This window comes from Streptomyces sp. NRRL S-244, assembly GCF_000717915.1.
In the GTDB taxonomy this organism is placed as follows: Bacteria; Actinomycetota; Actinomycetes; order Streptomycetales; family Streptomycetaceae; genus Streptomyces.
Genome location: NZ_JOCX01000010.1, coordinates 106,103 through 118,015 on the forward strand (window position 1 = coordinate 106,103; position 11,913 = coordinate 118,015).

Consider the following 11,913-nt stretch of genomic DNA (forward strand, 5'->3'; position numbering starts at 1 on the left):
CCCGCGAGGGCCCGCGCGGGGCCGCAACCAAGCGCCCGGAATGCACCTCATGTCAGGTGTGCCGGGAAAGAACCCCGGCCTCCCGTTCAGGAGGAATCCCATGCGCAAGGCAGTCACCCTCGCGGCCATAGCCCTCACCTCGACGCTGGCCCTCGGCGCCGCCGCCCCCGTGTTCGCCGCCGATGCGAGTCCGTCCCCCTCGGGCAGCCACGGCGCCGGCAGCAGCGACGGCTCCGCGTCCCTTCAGCTGTCCGTCCCGTCCGGCAAGCCGGGCGACGAGGTCAAGGTCACCGTGAAGGCCCCCAAGGGCTCCACGGCCCTGTCGGTCTCCTCCAAGGCGCTGGAGGACGTACGGCTGAGCCCGGCCGGCGACGGCACCTGGACCGGCACCGCGAGGATCGCCAAGGTCGCGGACGGCAACTACGGCGTGAGCCTGACGGGCACGGGCCCGGACGGCGGCAAGCTCCAGGCCACCGCCCAGCTGACCGTCAAGGCCGATGCCCCGAAGCCCACCCCGACGGCCTCCCTGAAGCTGTCGGCGGACTCCGGCCGCCCCGGCGACAAGGTCGGGGTCACGATCAAGACGGCGGCCGACGTGAAGAACGCGTACGTCACCTCCGACGCGTTCGGCGGCCAGGTCAACCTGAAGAGCGACGGCCACGGCACCTGGACCGGGACCGCGGTCGTCGCCAAGGACGTCAAGACGGGCTACTACGGCGTGCACGCCTTCGCGGGCGGCAAGGAGTTCGACACCGTCAAGTTCTCCACCGAGGCGGGCGGCGGCAAGCCCGACGTCAAGCCGGTGACGCCGCTGAAGCCGAGCGAGCACAAGAAGCCCAAGGGCTCCGTCAACACCGGCCAGGCCCCGGCCGGCCCCCTCCCCGGAGCCACGGCCGGCCATGCCTGAGCAGCAGCCCACCCCTCCCCGCCGGGGCGGCCGCGCACGCCGTGCGGCCGCCCTGGCGGGCGCCGCGGCCCTCGCCGCCGTCCTCGCCTCCGGCTGCTCGGCGTCGGCGGACGGCGCCGCCGGGGCCGCCGGGGCCTCCCCCGCGAACGCCAAGGCGGCCTCCGCGCTGCCCCCGTCCGTCCCGGACCGCATCGAGATCCCGGACATCAAGGTCGACGCACGGCTCGACACGGTCGGCCTCGACGCCCAAGGCGTGATGCAGGAGCCGGACTTCGCCAAACCGGACGACGCCGCCTGGTACAAGGACGGCCCGACCCCGGGTGAGCCGGGAGCCGCGGCCATCGTCGGCCACATGGACACACCGCAGGCCCCGAAGGCCGTCTTCTTCAACCTCAAGACCCTGAAGAAGGACGAGAAGATCGAGGTCCGCCGGGCCGACGGCACCACCGCCGTCTTCGCCGTCGACGCGGTCGACACGTACAAGAAGGACGGCTTCCCCACGGACAAGGTCTACGGGGACACCCACGGCTCGGCCCAACTCCGCCTGATCACCTGCGGCGGCAGCCTCACCGCCGACCGCCACTGGGACTCCAACGTCGTCGTCTTCGCACACCTCACCGGACGCCGCTGAGCCGGCGGTCCGCCGTGGGCCCGGCCGCCCCGACCACCGGGACCCGTACGCGATACCTTCAGGACCTCGGCATTCGGCACTCGGTGAATGCAGTGCGGTGCAGGACAGCATGGAGGCAGCGGCGTGAGCGTGCGAGTGACGGCGGCCCAGGGCGGCGCGGACCCCTTCGGCACGGCCCGGCTGCGGCGCGGGGTGCTCGACTCCTGGGGCGCGGGCCCGGCCCGCTTCCGCGAGGACGCCAACGCCGAGGAGGACCTGGCCCTCGGCGGCTACCGCGACCGGCTCGTCGTCGAGCTGGCGCAGAACGCCGCCGACGCCGCGGCCCGGGCCGCGGTGCCCGGCCGGCTGCGGCTCACCCTGCACTCCGGCGAGGGCGGGCACGGCGTGCTGGCCGTCGCCAACACCGGTGCCCCGCTGGACGCGACGGGCGTGGAATCGCTGAGCACCCTGCGGGCCTCCGCGAAGCGGGAGCCCGCAGGGGCGAGCGGGTCCGGCGGGTCGACCGGCACGAGCGGCTCCGCCGACACCGTGGGCCGCTTCGGCGTCGGCTTCGCGGCCGTCCTCGCGGTGTCCGACGAGCCCGCCGTGCTCGGCCGCCACGGCGGTGTCCGCTGGTCCCTGGCCGAGGCCCGCGAGCTGGCCCGCGACGCCGCCAACGGCAGCCCCGGCCTCGGCGACGAACTGCGCCGCCGCGACGGGCACGTCCCCCTGCTGCGGCTGCCGCTGCCCGCCGAGGGCACCGCCCCCGACGGCTACGACACCGTGGTCGTCCTCCCGCTGCGCGACGCCGCCGCCGGGGACCTGGTGCAGCGGCTGCTGGCCGGCATCGACGACGCGCTGCTGCTGACCCTGCCGGGGCTCGCCGAGATCGTCGTGGAGACCCCGCAGGAGGGCACCCGTACGCTCCGCCGCCGCGACGAGGGCCCGTACACCGTCATCGAGGACGCGGCGGGAGGCGCCGGAGCGGCGGGCGCCACGGGCGAGACCCGCCGCTGGCGCTCCGTCCGCCACGGTGTCCTGGGCCGTGCCCGTGGACACCGACGGCGCTCCCGTACGCCCGGCCACCGCACCCGTGGTGCACGCGCCGACCCCGACCGACGAGCCGCTGGGCATCCCGGCCCTGCTCATCGCGACGCTGCCGCTGGACACCGCCCGCCGGCACCCCGCGCCGGGGCCGCTGACCGACTTCCTGGTGGAGCGCGCGGCCGATGCGTACGCCGAACTGCTGGGCGCCTGGGACCCGGTGACTACCGCGCTGGTGGACCTCGTACCCGGGCCGCTCGGCCAGGGCCCGCTGGACGGGGCGCTGCGCGCCGCCGTACTCCGGCGGCTGCCGCGTACGGCGTTCCTCGCCCCGGCGGCCCCCGCCGAGCACGCCGAGGAGCGCTCCGCCCTGCGCCCCTTCGAGGCCGAGGTGGTGGAGGGCGCGGGAGCCGACACCGTACGGGTCCTCGCCGAGGTGCTGCCGACCCTGCTGCCCGCCGGGCTGGAGCGCCGCCCCGAGCTGCGCACGCTGGGCGTGGGCCGGCTGCCGCTGGGCGACGCCATCGAGCGGATCGCGGGCATCGAGCGCACCCCCGAGTGGTGGCACCGGCTGTACGACACCCTGGCGGGGGTGGATCCGGACCGGCTCTCGGGCCTGCCGGTGCCGCTGGCCGACGGGCGGACCACGATCGGCCCCCGGCACGTACTGCTGCCCGACGCGGACACCCCGAAGGACCTGGCCCGGATGGGGCTGAAGGTGGCCCACCCGGACGCGGCGCACCCGCTGCTGGAGCGCCTCGGAGCGCTCCCGGCGACGCCGCGCGCCGTGCTGACGACCCCGCAGGTGCGGGCCGCGGTGGCCGCCTCCCTCGACGCCGGGGAGATCTGGGACGAGGACGCCCTCGACGCCGACGAGCTGGCGGAGGTGGTCCTGGGCCTGGTCCGGGACGCCGACCTGGCGCCGGGCGACGAGCCGTGGCTGGGCGCGCTGGCCCTGCCGGACGAGGACGGGGAGCTCACGCCCGCGGGCGAGCTGCTGCTGCCGGGCTCGCCGCTGGCCTCGGTGATCCGCGAGGACGAAGTCCCGTACGTGGACGGCGAACTGGCCGACAAGTGGGGCGCGCAGCCGCTGACCGCCTGCGGGGTGCTGGCCGCCTTCCAGCTGGTCCGCGCCACCGACGTGGTCCTCGACCCGGACGAACTGGAGCCGCGCGACGGGGACTTCGCCGAGCCGGACGACGCGGGGCTGCTGGACGCGGTGGACGTGTGGTGCGAGGACGTGCTGGACCAGCTCCCGGACACCCCGCTGCCGCCCGTGGCCACGGAACTCGTCGCGGTCCGCGACCTCGACCTGGTCGACGACGACTGCTGGCCCCAGGCCCTGGCCATGCTCGCGCAGCCGCCGCTGCGCGACGCGCTGACCCAGCCCGTACGGGTGCTGCTGCCGGACGGCACCACGCAGTCGGTGCGCCCGTACACCGCCTGGTGGCTGCGCGACCACCCGGTGCTCGACGGCCGCCGCCCGGCGGGGCTGCGGGCGGCGGGCGGCGACCCGCTGCTGGCGGGCCTCTACACCCCGGCGGACGCGACGGGCTTCGAGGACGAGCAGGTCCTGCGGGCGCTCGGCGTACGCACGACCGTGCCGGCCCTGCTGGACGAACCCGGCGGCGCCGCCGAGCTCCTGGGCCGGCTCGCCGACCCGGACCGCGAGGTGTCGGACCGCCAGCTGCACGCCCTCTACGGCGCCCTGGCCGAGCTGGACCCCGAGCAGGTCACGCTCCCGGACGAGCTGCGCGCGGTGGTGGACGGCGAGGTCGTCGTGGTCGACGCGGCGGAGGCCGTGATCGCGGACGCCCCGGACCTGCTGCCCCTGGCCGAGGGGCTCCCCCTCCTCCCGGTGGCCCCGGCCCGCGCGGCCGACCTGGCGGAGCTGCTCCAGGTCCGCCGCCTCTCGGAGACGGTCCCGGCGGAGGTCACGACGCCGGGCGAGGAGCACGGGGTCCCGGAGTCGGTCCGGATCCTCCTGGGCCCCTCGACCCCGGCGACCTACCTGGAGCACGAGGAGCTGATCGCGGGCGGCGTGGAACTCGACTGGCGCCGCACCCCGGACGGCACCCTGCACGCCGCCACCCTGGAGGGCGTGGCCGCGGGCCTCGCCTGGTCGGCGGCCCAATGGCCCCGCCGCTTCGAGGTGGCCGCCCTCCTGGAAGACCCCTCCCGCACCCCGGAACTGGCCCGCGACCGCTGGTTCGACTGACGGCCGGCCCCTCCGTCAGACGGCCGGGCCGAAGCCCGTGACCGTCGGGTGCGGAGTCGTCGTGCCCGTACCGGGGAAGACGGTGACCTTCCCGGAGGCGTCCGCGGACCAGAGGTCCGGCAGGCCGTCACCGGTGAGGTCGCCGTCGGAGCCGACGCGCGGGTGCGCGCCAGGCGCCAGGGTGGCCAGGGCCGGCCCGGCGGCCGGGTCGGCGAAGGCGGAGAAGTCCGGGGCGTCCGGGGTGCCGGCGATGGAGAAGGCGCGGATCGTGCCGTTCGTCTGAGAACGGGCCCACAGGGTGGGGAAGTCGGTGCCCTGGGCTCGGCCCGGGGTGAGCAGCTCGTAGCCGTCCCAGCGGGTGTCGTCACCCGAGACGAGGACTGCCTCGTCGTTCAGCCCGTTCGCGAATCCGCGCTCCACCAGCCACAGACGGCCGTTCTCGACGAACAGCACCGAGGTGTCCGGGAGGACGCCCTCGAACGGGCTGTCGCCTCGAGGTGATCCGAACACCGCGAACTGCGTTGCCTTCGACCAGTCGGAGCCGATACCGTGCTCCGCGCAGTCGATGACGCGGCGGTCCGCGCTCCGGCAGATGTCGGGCTTGTAGGCGAGGGTCGGTCCCTGCTCCGTGAACAGACCGCTGCCGCCGTTGTGGAAGACGTACAGGGCAGAGCCCCCGGGCACGTGGGCGACCAGATCGTCGACCTGCTGGTAGCTCAGGGTCCCGCGGTGGCCGTACTGGACCCCCGCCCAGCTCCCGCTGCCGCCCGGGGCGGCGAGGGCGCGCGCGTTGGCGGTGTCCAGCGGGTTCGAACCCCACTTGCGGAGGTTGCCGGACGCGTCCGGGACGAGGACGTCCGGCTTGCCGTCGGCGTCGATGTCGCCGAAGGCGGCGGGGGCGGTGCTCTGCTGGGCGTAGTAGTAGGCGCTCGCGTCCTGGGAGACGTTGCCCGCGTTGTCCATCGTCTGGAGGTAGACCGCCTGGCTGCCCCAGGTCTCGGGCTTGACCTTGATGTCCAGGGAGCCGTCCGTCAGGCGGACGATGTGGGAGTCCTTCGCCTCGTCCGAGCAGCGCCAGCCGACGCTGGGCGTCGAGGTGGTGCGCCAGCGGGCGCAGGCGATCTCCGAGCCGGTGTCCGTGCCCTTCAGCGTGAAGGTCGCCTCCTCGCCGACCTTCTTGGGAGTCGCGTCCGTGGTGATCTCGGCGGAAGGCGGTGTGTGGTCCACCCGGAAGTAGCACCAGGGCGTGTAAGGGCTGGTCAGCTTCCCGTCGGTGGCGCGTGCCCGCCACGCGTACTGGCCGCCGTCCACGAACTGGTCGCGGCCGAAGGACGTGCTGGCCTCGGGCCACGTGGTCCAGATGGACGCCTGGTCGGTGCGCTTGCCCCCGTACGCGGTGTCCCAGAGCTGGAACGTCGTCTGGACCTGCGCACCCGCCGGCGAGGTGGCCCTGGCGCGGAACGTGAGGTCACCCAGGCCGACCCAGCCCGCGCCGGATCCGGAGTACGGGTTGGTGTCGCAGTCGGAGTAGCGGTCCTCACCGGCGAAGCCGGGAGTGGGGCTGGTCCGGGGCGCGGTGACCGCGGGCGCCGCCGGGTCGCCGGCCGCAGCCGCCGGCACCGCGGCCGCAACGCCGAGCGCCAGGGCCACAGCGGCCATGGGTAGTGCGCGGGCAAGTGTCATCTGGTCGTCCCCCCTGGGAATTTCGGACTGCCGAGCAGCCGTAATCTCCCACAAGGACCACCGGGTCGCACTGACATTTGATCGGCCGCGCCACGGGCCGGCGTGCCCCGATCGGAGCTCAGGCCGGGAACCTGCGGTTGACCCAGCGGAAGGTGAGTTCGATCAGGGCCGAGGCGGCGGCCGCGATGGCGACCGCCGTCCAGGGGAGTTCGGTGCCGACCAGCTTCAGCTCGAAGAAGTTCTGGAGCCAGGGGACGACCAGGACGATCAGGAAGGCGCCGCCCATCGAGCCGACCAGGACCACCCGCCACCACGTGTACGGGCGGGCGATGATCACCAGGACCCACATCGAGGTCAGGAACAGCGTCAGCGTCGCCGCGCTGGTCTCGGCCTGGAGGGCCTCCGGGCCCGTGTAGTGGTGGCGGGCCACCAGGTACGTCACGAAGGTGGCCACCGCCGCGATCACGCCGCCCGGGATCGCGTACCGCATCACCCGTTTCACGAAGTGCGGCTTCGCGCGCTCCTTGTTCGGCGCCAGCGCCAGGAAGAAGGCCGGGATGCCGATGGTCAGGGTGGACAGCAGCGTCAGGTGGCGCGGCAGGAAGGGGTACTCGACCTGGAAGCAGACCACCAGGATGGCCAGCAGCACCGAGTAGACGGTCTTCGTCAGGAAGAGGGTCGCGACGCGGGTGATGTTGCCGATGACCCGGCGGCCCTCGGCGACCACCGAGGGGAGCGTGGAGAAGCTGTTGTTCAGGAGGACGATCTGGGCGACCGCGCGGGTGGCCTCCGAGCCGGACCCCATGCTCACGCCGATGTCGGCGTCCTTGAGGGCCAGGACGTCGTTGACGCCGTCGCCCGTCATCGCGACCGTGTGGCCCTTGGACTGCAGCGCGCCGACCATGTCGCGCTTCTGCTGCGGGGTGACCCGCCCGAAGACGGCGTTCTCGTCGAGGACCTTGGCCATCTCGGCCTGCTCGGCCGGCAGCTTGCGCGCGTCGACCGTGTTCTCGGCGCCCGGCAGGCCCAGCTTGCCGGCCACCGCCCCCACCGAGACCGCGTTGTCGCCGGAGATGACCTTCGCGTGGACCTTCTGGTCCTCGAAGTAGCGCAGGGTGTCGGCCGCGTCGGGGCGCAGCCGCTGTTCCAGGACGATCAGGGCGGTCGGCTTGACCCCGGCCCCGACGGCCGGGTCGTCGAGCTCGCGCGCGGCCCGGGCGAGCAGCAGGACGCGCAGGCCCTGCTCGTTGAGGCCGTTGATCTCGTCGAGGGCCGGGTCTCCGGCCGGGAGGAGCACGTCGGGGGCGCCGAGCAGCCAGGTGTTGTTCTCGCCGTCGCCCTCGCTGAAGCTGGCGCCGCTGTACTTGCGGGCGGAGGAGAACGGCAGGGACTCGGTGCACCGCCACTCGGCGCTGTCCGGGTAGGCGTCGATGATCGCCTGGAGGCTGGCGTTGGGGCGGGGGTCGGACTCGCCGAGCGCGCCGAGCACCCTTTTGACGTACGCGGGCTCCGCGCCGCCGAGCGGGCGGAGCTCGGTGACGTCCATGCCGCCCTCGGTGAGGGTGCCGGTCTTGTCGAGGCAGACCACGTCGACGCGGGCGAGGCCCTCGATGGCCGGGAGTTCCTGTACCAGGCACTGCTGGCGGCCGAGCCGGATGACGCCGATCGCGAAGGCGACGGAGGTCAGCAGGACGAGGCCCTCGGGGATCATCGGGACGATGCCGCCGACCGTGCGGGCGATGGCGTCCTTGAGGTTGTTGTCCTTGACGACGAGCTGGCTGATGATCAGGCCGATCGAGGTCGGGATCATCATCCAGGTGACGTACTTGAGGATGGTGGAGATGCCGGAGCGCAGCTCGGAGTGGACGAGCGTGAAGCGGGTGGCCTCTTCGGCCAACTGGGCGGCGTAGGCCTCCCGGCCGACCTTGGTGGCGGTGAACGCGCCTCCGCCGGCGACGACGAAGGACCCGGACATGACGGGGTCGCCGGGCTTCTTCAGGACGGGGTCGGCCTCGCCGGTGAGCAGGGACTCGTCGATCTCCAGGCCCTCGGCCTCGCCGACGGAGCCGTCGACGACGACCTTGTCGCCGGGGCCGAGCTCGATGACGTCGTCGAGGACGATCTCGGAGGTGGAGATCTCGGCGGTCCGGCCGTCGCGGCGGACGCTGGGTTTGGCCTCGCCGATGACGGCGAGGCCGTCCAGGGTCTTCTTGGCCCGCATCTCCTGGATGATGCCGATGCCGGTGTTCGCGATGATCACGTAGCCGAACAGGCTGTCCTGGAGCGGCGCGACGATGAGCATGACCACCCAGAGCACGCCGATGATGGCGTTGAACCGGGTGAAGACGTTGGCGCGGACGATCTCGGTGGTGGAGCGGCTGCTGCGTACGGGCACGTCGTTGACGGCTCCGCGGGCGACGCGCTCGGCGACTTCGGCGGTCGTCAGGCCTGCGGGCTTGAACCGGGGTGCGGGCGGCCGGACCGGGTGTACCGGATCCAGCTCGGCTCCCGCGTCGATGGCCGCGCCGCCGGGCCCGCCGCCACCCGGCTCGGAACCGTTGGGTTCAATGTCTGCCCGCTGCGTCATGCTTTCGACGGTAAAGGGGGTTCTACCGCTTCACCCGCCGAGAAGTCCGAAGATCCGACTTCGGGATGACCCGAATCGTCCCTTGGTCTCCATGGGTCCGCGGACCCATGGTCCCCCTCAGTCGGTGGCGCCGCTCTCCTCGTCCCGCGCGGCCAGCTCGGCCGCGTGCCGCTTGAGCGCGGCGTCGCGGCCCCGGACGTACCAGAGGCCGATCAGGCCGAGGAACCCGCCGGCCGCGCAGCACCAGACCCACCACAGCAGGTCCCGGTCGGCGAACCAGCCGTAGAACGGGAGCTGGGCCAGGAACATGACGAACCACAGGATCGTGCCGCCGGTGACGGTCGCGACGATCGGGCCCTCAAGGGGCGCGGGCGCCTCGTGCTTCGCAGTCCATTTCGCCATGACCCCAAGTCTAGGTGCGTCGAAACGGGGTCTACGCGCGGAGATGGACGGGCTTTCGTTCATGTGTTCATACTGAAACGGTGTGGGCATGGCCCATTTTCTTCGTATGAATCACTCAATGCCCCCGCGATGAAGACCCAGAGGACCGCATGAGCACGTCGGCCCCCGCCCCCGCGCCCACCCTCCCGGACCCCGCCCCGCGCGGCGGGTCCGCCCTGGACCGCCACTTCAAGATCTCCGAGCGCGGCTCCACGGTCGCCCGCGAGGTCCGAGGCGGTTTCGCCACCTTCTTCGCGATGGCCTACATCATCGTGCTGAACCCGATCATCCTGGGCAGCGCGAAGGACATGTACGGGCACCAGCTCGACAGCGGCCAGCTCGTGACCGCCACCGTCCTGACGGCGGCCTTCACCACGCTCCTCATGGGCGTCATCGGCAACGTCCCGATCGCGCTCGCCGCCGGCCTCGGCGTCAACACCGTCGTCGCCCTCCAGCTCGCCCCGCGCATGAGCTGGCCCGACGCCATGGGCATGGTGGTCCTGGCCGGCTTCGTCGTGATGCTGCTGGTCGCCACCGGCCTGCGCGAGCGGGTCATGAACGCCGTCCCGATCGGCCTGCGCAAGGGCATCGCGATCGGCATCGGCCTGTTCATCATGCTGATCGGCCTGGTCGACTCGGGCTTCGTCACCCGCATCCCAGACGCCGCGCACACCACCGTGCCGCTCACCCTCGGCACCGGCGGCCACCTGCACGGCTGGCCCGTCCTGATCTTCATCGTCGGCGTCCTGCTGACCCTCGCCCTGCTGATCCGCAAGACGCCCGGCGCGATCCTGATCTCCATCGTGGTCATGACCGTCATCGCCGTCGCCGTCCAGCTGATCGCCGGGCTGCCGGACTCGGGCTGGGGCCTGACCGTCCCCGAGTGGCCGGGCAACCCGGTGGCCGCGCCCGACTTCGGGCTCGTCGGCCAGGTCAGCCTGTTCGGCGGCTTCGGCAAGGTCGGCCTGCTGACCGGCATCCTCTTCGTCTTCACCGTGCTGCTGTCCTGCTTCTTCGACGCGATGGGCACGATCCTCGGCGTCGGCGACGAGGCCAAGCTGATCGACAAGGACGGCAACTTCCCCGGCATCAACAAGGTGCTGCTCATCGACGGCCTGGCCGTCGCCTCCGGCGGCGCCACCTCGTCCTCGGCGACCACCTGCTTCGTGGAGTCCACGGCCGGCGTCGGCGAAGGCGCCCGTACGGGCCTCGCCAACGTCGTGACCGGCGGCCTCTTCACCGTGGCCCTGTTCCTGACCCCGCTCGCCACCATGGTCCCGTCCCAGGCGGCCACGCCCGCCCTCGTGGCGGTCGGCTTCCTGATCCTGGCGGGCTCGGTCAGGGACATCGACTGGAGCGACTTCACCATCGCCGTCCCGGCCTTCCTGGCCATGGTGATGATGCCGTTCACGTACTCGATCACCAACGGCATCGGCTTCGGCTTCATCGCCTTCTGCGTGCTGCGGCTGGCTACCGGCCGGGGCCGTGAGGTCCCGGCGGCCCTGTACGTCGTGTCGGCGGTGTTCGTCTTCTACTACGCGATGCCGGCCCTCGGCCTCACGTAAGCATCCACGGGCTCGCGTCACTCACGTCAGCCCGTAGAACTTCTCCGTCTCGTCGACGGCCGCCTTGAAGCGCTCGTCGAAGTCATCGCGAATGAGCGTCCGGACGACATAGTCCTGGACGCTCATTCCGCGTTTCGCGGCATGAGTCCGGAGGCGGTCGAGCAGCTCCCCGTCTATGCGCATGCTCAGCACGTGTGTCCCCATGGCGAAAGAGTCGTGGCACAGGACGTGGACGCGTGTCACTTTCCGCTGCGGACTCACCCGTACGAGTGACACGCTTAAATGGCGTTCCTTAGAGAGAGTAATGAGGTAGTCTAAAGAGATGCTCGACCTTACCCATGGCGACGACGCTGCCGCCGTGAACGACCTCCGCTCCGCCGTCATGCGGCTGGGCCGGCGCCTCAAGCACCAGCGCGTCGACGAATCGCTGAGCCCGACCGAGATGTCGGTCCTGGGCACCCTCGCCCGCTGCGGCCAGGCCACCCCCGGTGAGCTGGCCCGGCGCGAGCACGTCCAGCCGCCGTCGATGACGCGCATCGTGGCGCTGCTGGAGGCCAAGGGACTGGTCAGGCTGCAGCCGCACCCGGACGACCGCCGCCAGAAGGTGGTCACCCAGACCGAGGAGGCCGAAGCGATGCTCGAGGAGAGCCGTCGCAAGCGGAACGCCTTCCTGGCCGGGCTCGCGGCCGAGCTCACCGAGGACGAATGGGCCAAGCTGCGCGAGGCCGCGCCCGTCCTGGAGAAGCTCGCGCACTTGTAAGGAACGACGCCAGGAGGCGAACGCTTTTGAGTACGGGAACCGGAGCAGATTCCGCACCCGGCCATACATCCACCACTACCACCGAGTGCGCCGCGCAC

At 72.5% G+C, this 11,913-nt stretch carries 8 protein-coding genes and 1 pseudogene; 5 read left to right on the forward strand and 4 right to left on the reverse strand.

Annotated elements, in window-relative coordinates:
• Positions 1-100 precede the first annotated feature (100 nt).
• The 3 genes and pseudogenes from IF02_RS0114350 (at position 101) to IF02_RS32405 (ending at position 4,779) form a co-directional block, all read left to right on the forward strand.
• Positions 101-907: a hypothetical protein gene (locus IF02_RS0114350; RefSeq protein WP_030156876.1), complete on the forward strand. Its 807-nt coding sequence runs from the start codon at positions 101-103 to the stop codon at positions 905-907.
• Positions 900-1,538: a class F sortase gene (locus tag IF02_RS0114355; protein ID WP_030156878.1), complete on the forward strand. Its 639-nt coding sequence runs from the start codon at positions 900-902 to the stop codon at positions 1,536-1,538. Before IF02_RS0114350 ends, IF02_RS0114355 begins: the two co-directional genes overlap by 8 nt.
• Before the next feature lie 87 nt (positions 1,539-1,625).
• Positions 1,626-4,779: pseudogene (locus IF02_RS32405) on the forward strand (sacsin N-terminal ATP-binding-like domain-containing protein).
• 15 nt (positions 4,780-4,794) lie between these two features.
• Here the strand turns inward: IF02_RS32405 and IF02_RS0114365 are convergent.
• From IF02_RS0114365 to IF02_RS0114375, 3 genes are all read right to left on the reverse strand, one after another.
• The gene (locus IF02_RS0114365) at positions 4,795-6,438 is read right to left on the reverse strand and encodes a VCBS repeat-containing protein (RefSeq protein ID WP_030156880.1); all 1,644 of its coding nucleotides are present in this window, start codon (positions 6,436-6,438) and stop codon (positions 4,795-4,797) included.
• 142 nt (positions 6,439-6,580) lie between these two features.
• Positions 6,581-9,049, reverse strand: coding sequence for a cation-translocating P-type ATPase (locus tag IF02_RS0114370; protein ID WP_030156881.1), 2,469 nt, complete (start codon positions 9,047-9,049; stop codon positions 6,581-6,583).
• 117 nt (positions 9,050-9,166) lie between these two features.
• Positions 9,167-9,451, reverse strand: coding sequence for a DUF2530 domain-containing protein (locus IF02_RS0114375; protein WP_030156883.1), 285 nt, complete (start codon positions 9,449-9,451; stop codon positions 9,167-9,169).
• Between the two features lie 149 nt (positions 9,452-9,600).
• Here IF02_RS0114375 and IF02_RS0114380 point away from each other — a divergent pair, with 149 nt between their 5' ends.
• Positions 9,601-11,055 (forward strand): NCS2 family permease, encoded by a 1,455-nt coding sequence (locus IF02_RS0114380; RefSeq protein ID WP_030156885.1) that lies wholly within the window; start codon positions 9,601-9,603, stop codon positions 11,053-11,055.
• 21 nt (positions 11,056-11,076) lie between these two features.
• On the opposite strand, the gene IF02_RS0114385 is transcribed toward IF02_RS0114380, so the two are convergent.
• On the reverse strand, positions 11,077-11,259 hold the full coding sequence (locus IF02_RS0114385) for a hypothetical protein (protein ID WP_030156886.1): 183 nt from the start codon (positions 11,257-11,259) through the stop codon (positions 11,077-11,079).
• A gap of 118 nt (positions 11,260-11,377) precedes the next feature.
• Between IF02_RS0114385 and IF02_RS0114390 the strand changes: the two genes are divergently transcribed.
• A complete protein-coding gene (locus IF02_RS0114390; protein ID WP_030156888.1) occupies positions 11,378-11,815 on the forward strand; it encodes a MarR family winged helix-turn-helix transcriptional regulator in 438 nt (145 codons plus the stop codon).
• Positions 11,816-11,913 lie beyond the last annotated feature (98 nt).

What these genes read in the sequence shown, in the direction of transcription:
- IF02_RS0114350 (WP_030156876.1), top strand. Translation starts at nt 101, where the DNA reads ATGCGCAAGGCAGTCACCCTCGCGGCCATAGCCCTCACCTCGACGCTG.
- IF02_RS0114355 (WP_030156878.1), top strand. Translation starts at nt 900, where the DNA reads ATGCCTGAGCAGCAGCCCACCCCTCCCCGCCGGGGCGGCCGCGCACGC.
- IF02_RS0114365 (WP_030156880.1), bottom strand. Translation starts at nt 6,438, where the DNA reads ATGGCCGCTGTGGCCCTGGCGCTCGGCGTTGCGGCCGCGGTGCCGGCG.
- IF02_RS0114370 (WP_030156881.1), bottom strand. Translation starts at nt 9,049, where the DNA reads ATGACGCAGCGGGCAGACATTGAACCCAACGGTTCCGAGCCGGGTGGC.
- IF02_RS0114375 (WP_030156883.1), bottom strand. Translation starts at nt 9,451, where the DNA reads ATGGCGAAATGGACTGCGAAGCACGAGGCGCCCGCGCCCCTTGAGGGC.
- IF02_RS0114380 (WP_030156885.1), top strand. Translation starts at nt 9,601, where the DNA reads ATGAGCACGTCGGCCCCCGCCCCCGCGCCCACCCTCCCGGACCCCGCC.
- IF02_RS0114385 (WP_030156886.1), bottom strand. Translation starts at nt 11,259, where the DNA reads ATGGGGACACACGTGCTGAGCATGCGCATAGACGGGGAGCTGCTCGAC.
- IF02_RS0114390 (WP_030156888.1), top strand. Translation starts at nt 11,378, where the DNA reads ATGCTCGACCTTACCCATGGCGACGACGCTGCCGCCGTGAACGACCTC.